Origin of the sequence: Moorena sp. SIO3B2 (assembly GCF_010692525.1) — a bacterium.
In the GTDB taxonomy this organism is placed as follows: Bacteria; Cyanobacteriota; Cyanobacteriia; order Cyanobacteriales; family Coleofasciculaceae; genus Moorena; species Moorena producens.
In genome coordinates this window covers 24675-38884 of sequence record NZ_JAAHHE010000047.1, presented here as the reverse complement: position 1 = coordinate 38884, position 14210 = coordinate 24675, and the positions used below count along the sequence as shown (strand labels likewise).

General features: G+C 43.0%; 11 protein-coding genes. 7 read left to right on the top strand and 4 right to left on the bottom strand.

Annotated elements, in window-relative coordinates; all coding sequences use genetic code 11:
- Positions 1–505: 505 nt before the first annotated feature.
- Entirely contained in the window at positions 506–2692 is a 2187-nt protein-coding gene (locus F6K38_RS13905; RefSeq protein WP_287356756.1) for an NHLP family bacteriocin export ABC transporter peptidase/permease/ATPase subunit, read from the bottom strand.
- Positions 2693–3411: 719 nt separating this feature from the next.
- Here F6K38_RS13905 and F6K38_RS13900 point away from each other — a divergent pair.
- The 4 genes from F6K38_RS13900 (at position 3412) to F6K38_RS13885 (ending at position 6298) form a co-directional block, all read left to right on the top strand.
- Entirely contained in the window at positions 3412–4272 is an 861-nt protein-coding gene (locus tag F6K38_RS13900; RefSeq protein WP_044493640.1) for an RNA-guided endonuclease InsQ/TnpB family protein, read from the top strand.
- Entirely contained in the window at positions 4238–4711 is a 474-nt protein-coding gene (locus tag F6K38_RS13895) for an RNA-guided endonuclease InsQ/TnpB family protein (protein ID WP_229414553.1), read from the top strand. The genes F6K38_RS13900 and F6K38_RS13895 overlap by 35 nt, the downstream gene beginning before the upstream one ends.
- Before the next feature lie 39 nt (positions 4712–4750).
- On the top strand, positions 4751–5194 hold the full coding sequence (locus tag F6K38_RS13890; protein WP_267872052.1) for a LysM peptidoglycan-binding domain-containing protein: 444 nt from the start codon (positions 4751–4753) through the stop codon (positions 5192–5194).
- 240 nt (positions 5195–5434) lie between these two features.
- Entirely contained in the window at positions 5435–6298 is an 864-nt protein-coding gene (locus tag F6K38_RS13885) for an SWIM zinc finger family protein (RefSeq protein WP_008185658.1), read from the top strand.
- 214 nt (positions 6299–6512) lie between these two features.
- On the opposite strand, the gene F6K38_RS13880 is transcribed toward F6K38_RS13885, so the two are convergent.
- Complete coding sequence (locus F6K38_RS13880) at positions 6513–7130, bottom strand: class I SAM-dependent methyltransferase (protein ID WP_044493575.1); 618 nt, start codon at positions 7128–7130, stop codon at positions 6513–6515.
- Positions 7131–7381: 251 nt separating this feature from the next.
- Here F6K38_RS13880 and F6K38_RS13875 point away from each other — a divergent pair, with 251 nt between their 5' ends.
- Together F6K38_RS13875 and F6K38_RS13870 are read left to right on the top strand one after the other, a co-directional pair.
- The gene (locus tag F6K38_RS13875) at positions 7382–7981 is read left to right on the top strand and encodes a rhomboid family intramembrane serine protease (RefSeq protein WP_008185649.1); all 600 of its coding nucleotides are present in this window, start codon (positions 7382–7384) and stop codon (positions 7979–7981) included.
- 868 nt (positions 7982–8849) lie between these two features.
- Positions 8850–10190, top strand: coding sequence for a serpin family protein (locus F6K38_RS13870; RefSeq protein WP_008185646.1), 1341 nt, complete (start codon positions 8850–8852; stop codon positions 10188–10190).
- A gap of 36 nt (positions 10191–10226) precedes the next feature.
- Here F6K38_RS13870 and F6K38_RS13865 read toward each other — a convergent pair whose 3' ends face one another.
- Positions 10227–10406 (bottom strand): hypothetical protein, encoded by a 180-nt coding sequence (locus F6K38_RS13865; RefSeq protein ID WP_131827144.1) that lies wholly within the window; start codon positions 10404–10406, stop codon positions 10227–10229.
- Positions 10407–10460: 54 nt separating this feature from the next.
- Positions 10461–11630, bottom strand: coding sequence for a glycoside hydrolase family protein (locus F6K38_RS13860; RefSeq protein WP_008185643.1), 1170 nt, complete (start codon positions 11628–11630; stop codon positions 10461–10463).
- Positions 11631–13084: 1454 nt separating this feature from the next.
- Here F6K38_RS13860 and F6K38_RS13855 point away from each other — a divergent pair.
- Positions 13085–14062, top strand: coding sequence for a glycoside hydrolase family protein (locus F6K38_RS13855; RefSeq protein ID WP_287313050.1), 978 nt, complete (start codon positions 13085–13087; stop codon positions 14060–14062).
- Positions 14063–14210: the final 148 nt, after the last annotated feature.

Genomic DNA, 14210 nt, shown 5'->3' with positions numbered 1-14210 from the left:
TGAACAACCAAATATCTTAAATATACCTATTGACTTAAATATTAAATAATGATAAATAACTAATTAAGGTTAGTTCAACACATTAAAAAAACTAAACCAAGCTCAGACTATGAAGTTAAAAATAAATAATTTGCAATCTCAGGAACCCGCAACTGAGCCAATCACTCCCTCCAAACCTCAACCCTCCAAACTATCACAACAGGAATTGGATAGCGTAGTTGGTGGACTAAGTTGGGGGGGCTGGAGTAACACGAGTTACACCTATCGTTTTTGGTAAAACAGGATAATGCTTTGAGTCCAACACGCTGAAAAAATAAAAGGGTATAGGTGCGCTTTCCGGATTAAGAATTAAATTCACCACAGGTCGCACCTGTGGTAACGATGTAGTGGTTTAGCTACAGTCTGCTCAAGGTAACAGGAGCTAAAATCACTACTTGTTTACTACTACCAACAAAATCCAGGTCATACTGTTAAGTTAAACAGAAATAATTGGTAACCTAAGCAATCAACCTTCTGAACGAATCAACTGCTGATAAACTCCCCCTTCCTCCCACAATTCTTCGTGAGTTCCCCGCTGCACTACCTTACCCCCTTCCAGCACAATAATCTGATCACAATCCCGAATCGTACTCAGGCGGTGGGCTACCAAAATACAACTACACTGACGCGATCGCAAATTTGACACAATCATTTGTTCTGTCTGGGCATCTAAAGCAGACGTTGCTTCATCCATCACCAAAATTGCTGGATTTTTCACCAATGCCCGGGCAATTTCCAACCGTTGTCGCTGTCCCCCACTTAAATTCACACCCCCTTCCAGCAATTCCCCGTCATATCCCCCCGGAATTGCCATGACTGCTTCATGGATAACCGCATCTTGACAAGCTTGGACTAATTGCTGATCGGTTACTGTAGCATTCCATAAGGTCAAATTATCCCGCACCGTCCCGCCAAACAGAAAGATATCCTGTTCCACCAGAGATAAAGAACTGGCCAAGACCTCTCGCGGAATTTCCCTTCTAGGAGTCCCATCCAAGAGAATCTCCCCTTCCCAAGGTTGATAAAGTCCACAGATCAGTTTAGCCAGGGTAGATTTCCCCGAACCACTAGCACCAACTAAAGCAACCCGTTGTCCTGGTTGCAAGGATAGACTGAAGTTCTCAATCAAGGGCGGGTCTACATGGGAGTAACCAAAAGTAACATCCCGTAACTCCACATAACCTTGCAATCGGGAATCAGTAATGTCACTGTCTACGTCATTTTGAATTTTGAATTTTGAATTTTGAATTTTGACTTGTCTTGTCTCCACTTCCGAATCAAGGGAATTACCCAACACATCATCTAAACGATTCAAATCCCCTTCTAATTCCTGGAGGGTACTCCCGAAATCTACCAAGGTATTAACAGGTTGTTGAAAACTGATCATCAAACTTTGAAACGCCACCAACATCCCAATACTGAGGTTTCCATCCATCACCCGCCAACCCCCAACCACTAAGATCAACATCGAGGTTAAGGAGGTAAGTAATATGGGCAAAACCCCCAACATCTGGTTTGTGACTTCCAACTCTTGCTGAGCGATCGCAGCTTTGGCATAATAACCAGACCAGCGGGAAAAGAAATCCGACTCCAAGGCTGATGCTTTCAAGGTTTCCATACTCTGGAGGGCTGCAATACTTACCCCCGCAGCTTTTCCCCAATCTTGGACTAAGCGCATATTAGCATCCACCCGCTGTCTGGCTACCCACTGCAAGGCCAAGCCATTGATGGCGGAAAAACAGATACCAATTAAGGTCAGTACTCCATCATAGGCCAACATCACCACAGCGTAGAACAATATCATCACCGTATCAATCACCGTAGTTGCCAATTGTCCAGATAGCACCTGACCTACTTTATTATTCAGACTGGCACGATTGCTAATTTCCCCGGCATATCTTTGAGCATAAAATCTCACAGGTAATCTCAGAATATGCCATAGGAAACGAGTGGACATCCCGACAGCCAGCTTAATCCTCAGCTTTCGTAAATAGCGCAGTCGCAGCAGGGTCAGAATCCCTTGAAACACCGTGGTAATAATCATCCCCAAAATTAGGGGACGCAGCCATTCCGTGCGATTTTCTACCAGAATCTCATCCACAAACACCTGACTGAACACTGGGATAGCTAATCCTGGCAGCACTAACAGAAATCCTGCCAAAATACAGTATAAAATTGCCCCAACTGAACCTTGTAAACGGTCAATCAATGCTAAGATAACACTAGGTTTACGACCCCCCTTGTTAAACTCCGGTCCCGGTTCCATTACTAGGATAATCCCAGTAAACCCCTCATCAAATTCTTCCCAAGACACCCTGCGGGGACCCGTAGCGGGGTCATTGAGGAATACCCAATGTTTGCTGAATCCTTCCACGACCAGGAAGTGATTGAACTGCCAAAAGACAATGTAGGGGGGAGATACTTCTTGAAGTTGTTCTAGGTCTTCTGCTTTAAAGCCATCTGCAACCATTCCGTAACCTCTAGCAGCAAGAATCACATTAGAAGCTTTGCTGCCATCACGGGAAACCCCACACTCAATCCGGAGTTCAGCTAACGGGACAATGCGATTATAGTAAGCAAGAATAATAGCTAAGGAAGCGGCTCCGCATTCGACTGCTTCCATTTGTAAAATAGTAGGAGTTCTAACACGCATTTATAGCATTTTTATTTTAAGGGAGCAGGGAGTAGGGAGTAGGGAATAGGGAGTAGGGGTAATAAAATTTAATGTACCTAATAAGTTAAGTATTCAGCTATCAGCTATCAGCTATCAGCTATCAGCCTTGGCCTGTGGCCACACTACTTGAGGTGCTTTTGAATCAAATAAGCACCTCAAGTAGCGTGAGCTTTTAGCTCACGGCTGACCGCTGACCGCTGACCGCTGACGGCTTACTCACAAACAAAAAAGTACCCTGATTGGGTACTGTTGAAGCTTGATGTCATTGTCCATAATGCAAAACAAGCCTCGCTAAAATCATGAGGCTTCTCGCCGGATAAACTAACCAACAGGAGCTAGTCATGATTCAGACAATTAACACTAATAGCAAAATTAGCCACCAAACCTCACAGGTTTACACAAGTACCCCTGAGCCAAGAAACAGTCTACCTAGCATTTCCGTTCGTCAGCCCCTACCCCACGACATTGTTGACGAAAAAATTTGGGTTTCAAGCCCCGTCCTTCGCTGGATAGAAACCTGTTTATTGTGGAGCCTTATTCAATAAGTTTTAACCATGCATCCGCATAGCCTGCCGACCATAAAGGCTCCACTATCTTACGGTAACTTGGCCGTAGGCCACGCTGCGCGAACAACGGACGGCTTTCTTGACAGTTTTATTTTTTTGAGCTACAGTTTACGTAAAGTTGTTCCACGTCAAATGATCGTCTTAGAGTTCAAAGTCAAAGGGAATAAAACTCAATATGCCGCCATCGACGATGCGATAAGGACGGGTCAATTTGTACGCAATAAGTGTCTTCGATATTGGATGGACAATAAAGGCGTAGGACAAAAAGACCTTTATCGCCATAATACGTGGCTCAGATCTGAGTTTCCTTTTGTCAAAGATTTGAACTCTCATGCATGTCAGGCTTCTGTGGAACGGGCTTATAATTCAATTTCTAGGTTCTATAGCAACTGTAAAAAACAAGTCCCTGGGAAGAAAGGCTATCCAAAGTTCAAAAAGTTTTGCAGATCAGTTGAATATAAAACATCTGGCTGGAAGCTTTCCCCTGATACAAAGTCAATCTCCTTTATTGACAAAAAAGGAATAGGCAAATTCAAACTCAAGGGGACTTGGGACTTGTGGCGCTACGACCAAAAACTAATCAAGCGAGTTAGGTTAGTTCGCCGCGCAGATGGTTATTCTGTTCAGTTCTGTGTAAAGGTTGATGTCAAAGAGTCTTTAGAACCAAGTCATACCAACATTGGTTTGGATGTAGGACTAAAAGAGTTCTATACAGACTCAAAAGGAGACACAGAGCCAAACCCTAGGTTTTATCGAAAAGGAGAAAAGCGCTTAAAGTTTTATCAGCGTAGAGTTTCTCGCAAAAAGAAAGGCTCATCCAATCGTAAAAAAGCCAGAAATAGATTAGGTAAGACACACCTCAAAATAAGTAGGCAGCGTGAAGAACATGCCAAGAGACTGGTTAGAAGTTACCGCAAGAAGAGTGCAGCCTTTATAGTTGGTAGGCTATGCATCAAAGGTGGCAGGTTTTGTTGTAAGGCTGCACTCTTCTAAGGTTTCGTCTCCGGCACGTTGCGTAATCCACTCTAACGATGTGGTTGCTTACGAAGACTTGAGGATTAAAAATCTGGTGAAAAATCATTGTCTTGCCAAATCTATTAATGACGCGGGTTGGTATCAATTTAGAAAATGGTTAGAGCATTTTGGCCAAAAGTTTAATAGGCAGACAGTAGCAGTCAATCCTGCCTATACCAGCCAAAATTGTTCAGACTGTGGCGAGGTCGTTAAGAAGTCTTTATCAACCAGAACCCACGTCTGTGAGTGTGGTTGTGAATTAGACCGAGACCATAATGCTGCGATCAATATTCTAAAAAGAGCCTTGGGTACTGTGGGGCACACAGGAACCTGGATCATAGATCCGAACGCTTATGGAGAATTGGCCTCTACTCTTCCTGATTCCGGTCTGGTTGAGCAAGTCAGCTCGTTGAAGTAAGAATCCCCGTTCTTCTAGGACGGGGAGTGTCAAAATCCCATTCGTGTCTGCGGCATTGCTACTGGGTTTGAAGGCATCATTCACGTCGGTGTCCGGGACAATAATGATACCGAGTTATTCCGGAATTTTCTCACTGTTGGCGGTAATGGCATCCTCGCTAACTTCTCGGTAGGATTGCCATTGAAAATAGTCCCAGCAACCCCCCAAGGTACCCTTGAAATTTTCAGTATCTCACCAGCAAACGGCAGTGAAACCAATAAAGTAATCGTGCCAATTGTTTTCGGCAACGCCTTGCTGCTTCGGTACTTTGGTTTCTATCAATACACTGTCATCCCCGGAGACACCCTCTTCAGCATCGCCCAACAAGTTTATGGTGACGGCAGATTGTCTCGTCGGATATTAGAAGCCAACCGACACCAAATTAAGCATGCTCATCAGATCTATCCAGGATTAGTGTTACGAGTTCCAGTCTCAAAGTTTTAGTTATAGAGGTTTTCAATTTAGTGAGGTACATTTTTTTAGGTTTTAGGTTTTAGGTTTTAGGTTTTAGGGAGCAGGGAATCGGGAATCGGGAATCGGGAATCGGGAATCGGGAATCGGGAATCGGGAAACAATATTGTGTACCTCATTAGACTATAAACAGCTATAGTGATAATATAAGTATTTGTTGCCTACTCCCTACTCCCTACTCCCTACTCCCTACTCCCTATTCCCTTTACAATAATGACAAACTACGAAATCGAAACCCAAGAATGGTGGGTAGAACGTTGGAATGAATTACTCAATTCCTATCGCTTCAAAAAGCGTTTGGAACGGGGACGTATTTATGCCAAAGAAGGCAACATTCTCAGTATTGACTTTCTAGGACCACAAGTAGTGGCCAAAGTTCAAGGAACTGCTCCGGAGCCCTATGAATTGACCATTTCCATCGAACCCTTTACTGAGGAAGACTGGAATTATGTGGTGCAAACCCTGGCAAGTAAAGCAATTTACTCAGCTCAGTTATTAGCAGGAGAAATGCCCCATAATATCGAAGAAGTATTTACTTCCAATGGTTTAAGTTTATTTCCCTTCACCCTCTCCGACGTTCGTTCCAGATGCAATTGCCCCGATCCCAAAAATCCTTGTAAGCATATCGCAGCAGTATACTATGAATTAGGCGATCGCTTCAGCGAAGACCCCTTTGTTTTGTTCCAGTTGCGGGGAAGCACCAAAGAACAAATCCTTGATGCCTTGCGTAAATTACGGAGTGGTCAAGCACCAGAAACTTCGGCCACAGAGCAGCCATCGTCAATTCCAAATCTCACGTCTGCTGATCAAAACCCTGATCAAAACAGGGAAGAGGGGGAATCCGCAATCGACGATCCTGAAACCTCAGTCAATATTCAGCAATTTTGGCAATACGATCAGCCCCTCGATTCTTCCCTCGTGGTAATTGCACCACCAACAGATAGTGGAACCGTCCTTGATGTCTTAGGAACAATTCCTCTAGGAGGAGCTGACCCTCGTGTCATGCAGTATTTAAAGGGAATTTATCAGATAGTCAGCCAGCAGGCCGTAATCTCAGCATTAAATCGAGATAGCTAATAGGCTAATAATTAATTCCCTGTTGGAACTAATGTGCCTATTTTAGCTATCAGCTATCAGCGTGTCGCGTATCAGCTATCAGCGTGTCGCGTATCAGCTATCAGCTATCAGGTTTTAGCGTTCAGGTTTTGAATAAAACAGATAAGCATTGGTTTAATCTGAGTTACCTCAGCTGAGGGCTGACCACTGACCGCTGACCGCTGACCGCTTAATGCTAACAAGACTTCTGAGCCACACCCTTATACATATAGCCCATAATCTTAGGAAATTTTGGTTCATAAAACTCTTCTAACTTCAGAATCTGGAAATGGTTTTCAACCAGCTGTTTGATATTACGATTGAGATGACAGCCATCCGCAATAATCTTTTGTACAGGGGTCAAGCGATTTTGCCAAACCTGAACCTTAGACTCATCACTCATGCCATGCTCAATAAAAAAGAACTTTCCCCCTGGTTTGAGCACCCGATAAATTTCCTCTATAGCCTGATTTACCTTACTAATACTGCACAAGGTCCAGGTGCTCACTACACTATCGAAGCTATGGTCAGCCATCGGTAAACTTTCCCCATTCAGCACCCGAAAATCAACAGTAATTTCCGATTGATTAATACGTTTTTTTGCTACGGAATCCATCCCAGGATTAACATCAATAGTTGTAAGTTTTTGCAGGTGCTTGGGGTAATACTTTAAATTTAATCCTGTGCCAAAGCCAATTTCAAATACTTCCCCAGACACCTGAGATAAAACCTCTTGACGATACTTGGTTAAGACCGGGTCAGACATAACCCAGTCCAGAAATCGGGGAAAAATTAACTCTGAATATAAACTCATGATCCAATTACCTTGGGATAACCTTGAATTGGTACTCATGATCAATTATATATATAGCAAGTCTTAATTAGTTGAGTTACAAAGTACTGGGTTTTAGGGAATAGGGAATAGGTAAAAAATCCTGAGGTGCGACCCGTGGCGAATTTAATTCGCCAAGTAAGAGCGCACCTACGTACCTGATTACTATGAGAAACGCTATATAAATTATAGTATTAAAGATAAATATGAGCGTGCAGGCTACCGGGTGAAGTATGACAAGTATATTTGATTGGATTAATCAATTCCGAAATGCTTGGGGTGACAACTTCCAGGCGGTGGGTGATTTGGTTCTTTACGCCTGGATTGTAAGTTTTGTCAATTTAGTCTTATGCGGGGGAGCACTGAACGAAAAGTTTGGTATCCAACCCCGCACCTGGCTTGGGCTAGTTGGTATTTTGTTTTCACCCTTCTTGCACAAAGACTGGAAACACTTGATCGGAAACACTATTCCGTTTGCGCTCCTTGGCTGTTGGGTATTGTTACGAGGAACCGATGATTTCTGGGTCGTGACCTTGGCGATAGTCTTGATTGGTGGTTTGGCTGAATGGCTACTTGGTTCACCTAACACTGTCTCTTATGGCGCGAGCGGTGTAGTTTTTGGGTATGTAGCTTTTCTGATCGCACAGGGGTATTTAGAAGGTAAGCCCCTGTTAGTCATAGGTTCTAGCGCTATCGGTGGTCTCTATGGTTTTACACTCAGAGGTTTATTTCCTGGTGAAACAGGGATCTCCTGGCAAGGACATTTATTTGGCTTCCTGGCAGGTATGCTTGCAGCCAGCTATTTGGACACGTTTCGGAATCTGTTTCTCTAAGCAAACATGGGGCTAAAGGTTAGACCTGATGTAAGCATATGCGCGTAGCCCATTAGCTGAATGCTTACAACCTGATGAATTTACCCAGTTTTGAGCCTTACTGGTCAAGTGGTCTGGCTCCTGGCCGTAGTTCCGGTAAAAAAAATCCCCGCTAGCGGCCAGACTAGCGGGGTGTGCTTTTCTCTTTGTGTTCTCAATTAATATTATTGGCCAATCATGTATGATTTGGTGTTTACTTAACGTCAATTTTTGGTGTGATTTCATATAAAGTTTTATAAACTTGCTTGTTTTGGTCGATCTAGTCAATCTGAGCATCAGGTGATCTCAACCAAAAAACTCCACTAGCCTGATACTAGTGGAGGCAGGGTGTGTTATTAGTCAACTTCATAATAGATATGCGATGTTGCTGATCTGGTTTGCTTAATGTATGGTTTTGTGTGTGATTGAGGTTGTTGCTCAGCAGAAACAGGAGTATACTTTTTATTCCAATTATTCCATCATAGCATAAAAATTGTGGCTGTCAAGGGCAAAAAATCTGAAAGATCCGTAAGTTATGGTAATAGTTGCCTAAATTTGACTATAATTACCTATGATACAACTAGCCTTTTGTGGAGCGCTTTCTGGTTATGGATAACAGAAAAGCCAAGTTGAAAGACTAGAGGTATGTGAGGGACAAAAAAAATACCGAAAAGTCCAGAAGTGTGGAGCCCTTAAAACCTTCACAACTTATGAAATCATGACTGCTGGATAACGTTGGTTATCTGGAAATCAGGTTATTTATACTGTTATTTTTACTGTTAAACACCACGATTATATCGTTATTCCCCATTACGGATTACCCACTTACCCGTAGCAAAAACCGTAACTAATGGAACCGAATTCTCCTGTAATGGTCATATTAGAACAGGGTATTAGCAACGGAGACGATCAGATGAACCATCAAATCCTTAGTCGTATAGCCACTGTTATGGCAGTCAGCATCCTGCTTACAGGTATATTGGGGTGTGTGTCGGAAAAAACCAATGCCCTTGACCCTCTGCCTAACTCCGAACCAACGAAAGAATCAATTTCAGCTAACCAGCAACCAAATCTAGACGTAGATACCAATCTTGTAGACGCTAATACGAAATTTGGCTTCAAGCTATTCTCAGAAATTCTCAAGCAGGACACTAACAAGAATGTTTTTGTCTCTCCTACCAGCATCGCCATTGCCCTAGACATGGCTTACAACGGTGCCAGCGGTGAGACTCAAGAGGCTATGGCAAAAGTCTTAGAATTAGAGGGATTGAGTCTAGATCAACTCAACCAGGGGAATAACGCTTTAAAAGCTAGCTTGGAAAATGCTGACCCTGATGTCGAGCTGTCTATTGCCAACTCCCTGTGGGCTAACCAAGGCATTGACATCAAGCCCAAATTTCTTAAAAACAACCAGGAATTCTACGACGCAGAGGTCACAGAACTTGATTTTAGTAGTGCCAAGGCTGCCACAAAAATTAACCGTTGGGTCAAAAACAACACAAACGGCAAAATCAAAACGATTGTCGATCGCACTCAAGGGGATGACTTACTTTTCTTAATCAATGCCATCTATTTCAAAGGTAGCTGGACAAGAGAATTCGATAAGAATAAAACCTCTAATCAACCTTTTTATATCTCCGGTTTAACCCAAAAGCAACACCCGATGATGTATCAGTATGGGAAGTATAAGTACTATGAAAATGATGCCTTTCAAGCTGTAAGTATTCCCTACGGTAAAGAACGGCTGAGTTTGTATGTTTTCTTACCCCGTGAAGGTAGCAGCTTGGCAGAATTTAAACAACAACTCACAGCGGAAAACTGGCTACAATGGATGAAAGAGTTTAAGTCGCGAGATGGGTCAATTCGGCTACCCCGCTTTAAATTTGAATACGATATTAAACTCAACGATTCCTTAAAAGCTTTGGGGATGGATGTGGCGTTTACCGATAACGCTGATTTTTCTAATCTGACCTCTGAATCAGCAGCCATTAGTCAAGTCAAGCACAAAACCTTTGTAGAAGTGAATGAAGAAGGCACTGAAGCAGCCGCTGCTACTTCTATCGGTATTGTTTCGACTTCGATTAGCATAGATCAACCATTTAATATAGTGGTTAATCGTCCTTTTTTCTGTAGTGTTCGGGACAATAAAACTGGCGCAATTTTGTTCATGGGTTCGATTGTGGAACCGTAAGCTATTAGCTATTGGTTTAGTTTGAATGTTGTTTGGTTAAAGGTTGAAAGTTAAAGGTTGAAAGTTAAAGGTTGTTTGGTTAAAGGTTGTTTGGTTAAAGGGTAAGCATTCAGCTATCAGCGAACAGCGTAGCGCAATCGGTGCTTTTGAATAAAATAAGCTGACCGCTGACCGCTGACCGCTGACTGCTGTTCCCGTAGCGTGCGCGTAGCGCATATGCTTACGTTAAAGGTTCAGAAGATAACCTTTAACCTGGTAACCTCGTTAACCTTAGGCAGGTAGCTTGAATAGAATTGCATCCCAAATACAGTATCCCTCACGTCCATATAATAGTGACGAGGGATCAGCAACACTCTGCTGACCAGAAGGACTTACTTTCTTAATTTCTGGATAATCGTTGTCCCACAACACTTTCCACTGACCAGAAACATCGAGTTCCTGCATTTCTAAATTTAACCCATAGGCAATGAAGTCTTCTTGGTTATTGCGCTCAAAGTTGATCGCATACAAGTTAGACTCGGAAGATCCTTTCACAACCGGTACCACCCCTGCTGGCTGATAGGGACCGTTGATTTGTGGCGAGACAAAATGGTACAGACTGGAGTGAGTAATGGAGGCAGCGTCGTCACCAAGTTGCTCAAGCCAACGGGGATTCACATGTTGCTTCATCACAGAGAAGAACATGTGCCACATTCCTCCTTTATAGTAAACTTGGCTTCGCTCACACTCGTAAAAAAGACCTTGCTCACCTTCATCGGTCATGAAATGAGGAAACAGGGCTGGTGGCAAGAGTGTATAGGGTCCTTCGAGTTGATCTGCTACTGCTAGACCAATACAGCCTTTCTTGGGTTGGGAATTTGTTTTGGCAGCAGCAGATAAAAACATCCAATACTTGCCTTCGTGAAATATCGGGAAAGGATCGCGCAACTGGCGGTGACGTTGGTCTGGCATCAATGGATGGTCGGAGTAATCGTAGTATTTCTCCCAATCAAGAAATTCGATCAGTTGGGGAGCTTGCCAATCAATCTCGTGATTATCCCTAATTATTCCCTTACAGAAGCCAATATACTCATGAAGCAAATTAGGACGGTCTGGAGATCCACCGTAAAAGAAATACAGGGAATTTTCGTTTACCAACCGTAAGCTTCCTGCTAGAAGGCGAGAGCTTCGCCAGTAGTCGTCCCGGTCTGGCTGAAAGACAGCATCTAAGTCTTTAATTACAGACAAATCTTCATCAAGAATAGCCCCACCCATTTCCCCTCTCTGCCAAGGCACTCCCTCTAAATCCTTTCCTCCTTGAAGGTAAAGCAGGAGATATTTTGAGAGAGCTGCTTGACTTGGAGCAGGTTGATGAGGCGTTGTCTGGATGCTGATATCATGGTTGAACAGTTGCTCTAAGGTCGCAGCGTCGCTCCTGCCCTGATCGAGTTGTTGTATCATCAGCTTCTGCTTAAGATATTTTTAGTTTTGTTAAGGGAATATTATTTTATTTAATCAATGTATTATTTGTTTGACAAGAGGATCCATCAAATTCCAGGGATATGGAGGACAATATAAGTATTTATACTTATATTTGACCAAGAATTGGCGATCGCCAATTCTCCTTGATGATATGTATTACTTAGTAATACATTAAGGTTACACGTTTGATGGCCTAATCGGTAGGGTTGCTCATGCAAGTTTAGCATCGAAGTATAGCGCTACGCGCAAGTCAGCAAGGTGCTTGCGTCAGAAGTCAAAAGTAAGCTAGGACTAGGTTTCGGAGTTTAGGAATGTCAAAAATCTGAATGCGTAGTGCTATATAGGCTGAGATCCTGGCGTTGCTGAATTTAGGAATGAATAGGAGTAGAGTGGGCATCCTGCCCGCTCGAAAATATGTGGGCATCCTGCCCGCTCGAAAATAAGCATGAAACTGGCTTGATGCCAGTTCCACGCAAGATGCCCATTCCACAAACATGCCCATTCCAGAAAACTCTTAAAATCATTCCATTATTAAGCAACGCCGAGATCCTATCTAGAGGGCGCAAGCCTTGGGCTCCTAAATTAGGGTTTGGCTTCGAGTTTGGCTTCGGGTTTTCCTTTCAACTGCGTAAGTCCTAGTGTAAGCATTCAGCGGTCAGTGGTCAGTGGTCAGTGGTCAGCGGTCAGCTAACGTAACAGAAATTAAAGCAATGCTTACCCGTTTTATTAAAAAGCTGAGAGCTGAGAGCTGATAGCTGATAGCTGATAGCTAAATGCTTACATCCTAGTAATCTCACCTTAGTTAAATCTTTGTCTATGTCTTCACAAGTTAAAGATTTGATTGTGATGCCAATTAATAAGCAATTTTACCAATGACATTTCCCCAACACTATTTGTTATCTTGGAATAAGTTTGGTAGTGATAGGTAAAAAAGCGAGTACAGACCTCGCTTAAATGGTATAGCCTTAACCTATTCTGAATCAATATTAGGAATTACGTAGTAACTCTCTGATTATCTGATTAGAGGGTAATTTATCAATTAAGACACTATGCTTTACTATGCTTTGAGCGGTCAACAGTGAGCGTATTTGCTGATAGCTAAATCAAACTCAAACTTTATGCCCGTCCAAAGTATAGATATAGTTTTAAATCCTCTCAGTACGTAATTCATCACTAGTTTAATGTATTCAGGAAAAAAAATTGGCTTGGATACATAGACTAGTGTTTAATCATTAGGCGTTGCTTCTATAAATTACACAACAATTAGTTAGATAGGCTCTAATTAAGCGGTAAGTAAAATTCCTTACCTTACCCTACTACCGAATTATTACTTTCTACTCTCTAGTTGACGCCTTAGTAAAGAGGCTAACTGTTCTAGGGAGTTAGTCACAGTTATTCACTAACGAATACTCTTACACAAAAGCAGGTAACTCATGCTTCCTAATCACAGTTTACAAATCCCAGATAAATGGATCTGGGACTTCTGGCTAGCTCAAGATATTTCCGACTATCACTTATTTTACTTGCAAGCTTCTAAGGATTTACCGGATCCAGAAGACCGACATTGGCATGTTTCATTTGGTCACGCTGTTTCTCAGGATTTACGGCACTGGCAGATTCTACCAGATGCTATGAAGCCTGAAGCTTATGGTGACGTGGATGAGTACACTAATTGGACTGGCTCCGTAATTCGTCATGATGGTCTGTGGTATCTCCTATACACCAGCACTGAGCGCAAAGAGCAAGGAAAAATCCAACGCATCAGCCTTGCGACCTCCAAAGATTTAATCCACTGGGAAAAACATCCGAAAAACCCGGTGATCGAGGCTGATAGTCGCTACTACGAGAAGTATGATCTCCAGCACCCTGAGAAAAACCTTTGGTTCGATGAAGCCTGGCGCGATCCTTGGGTGTTTCAGGATCCAGAAACAGGGGAATTTCATGCCTTAATTACTGGTCGCGTTAACTATGGTCCTGCCGAAAGTCGGGGCGTGATTGCTCATGCCACTTCACAAAACCTGATTGATTGGCAAGTATTGCCACCATTAACTGAGCCTATGACGTTCGGGACTATGGAATGTCCGCAAGTGGTTCTTATCCAGGGGCGCTACTATCTGCTCTTCTCAATCCCCCCAGGAGAATTTGTTGATAGTAACCTCACGGGGACCTTTTACATGGTTGCTGATCATCCTTTAGGACCATTTTCTGCGCCAATGGCACTCTGGGTTGATTCAGTGAAGCGGCTCTATTCCGGGAAACTGGTACAAGGTCCTGATCAGATCTGGTACTTTATGTCATGGCGTAATTTCGCTCTAGACGAGAGCTTTCTCGGGGATATCAGCGAACCTGTGCCGATCACAGTTGATGACCAGGGCAATTTGATCGTGCTTGAACCAGCAATGGTTGATTAGATGTCTTCGGGAATTCAGTAATAGGCAATCGGAAACGAGGAAGAGGAATTATAGCGGTTCTCAGTTTGATGAGGTACATACTAAATTTATTCCCTCTCCTCTGTCGGTTCTCACTTCCATAGACGAAATGCTTAAGGGGGCACAGCGT

Coding starts and splice junctions, on each gene's coding strand:
- F6K38_RS13860 (WP_008185643.1), bottom strand. CDS start 11,630: ATGATACAACAACTCGATCAGGGCAGGAGCGACGCTGCGACCTTAGAG.
- F6K38_RS13855 (WP_287313050.1), top strand. CDS start 13,085: ATGCTTCCTAATCACAGTTTACAAATCCCAGATAAATGGATCTGGGAC.
- F6K38_RS13900 (WP_044493640.1), top strand. CDS start 3,412: ATGATCGTCTTAGAGTTCAAAGTCAAAGGGAATAAAACTCAATATGCC.
- F6K38_RS13870 (WP_008185646.1), top strand. CDS start 8,850: ATGGAACCGAATTCTCCTGTAATGGTCATATTAGAACAGGGTATTAGC.
- F6K38_RS13905 (WP_287356756.1), bottom strand. CDS start 2,692: ATGCGTGTTAGAACTCCTACTATTTTACAAATGGAAGCAGTCGAATGC.
- F6K38_RS13880 (WP_044493575.1), bottom strand. CDS start 7,130: ATGAGTTTATATTCAGAGTTAATTTTTCCCCGATTTCTGGACTGGGTT.
- F6K38_RS13865 (WP_131827144.1), bottom strand. CDS start 10,406: ATGCGCTACGCGCACGCTACGGGAACAGCAGTCAGCGGTCAGCGGTCA.
- F6K38_RS13875 (WP_008185649.1), top strand. CDS start 7,382: ATGACAAGTATATTTGATTGGATTAATCAATTCCGAAATGCTTGGGGT.
- F6K38_RS13885 (WP_008185658.1), top strand. CDS start 5,435: ATGACAAACTACGAAATCGAAACCCAAGAATGGTGGGTAGAACGTTGG.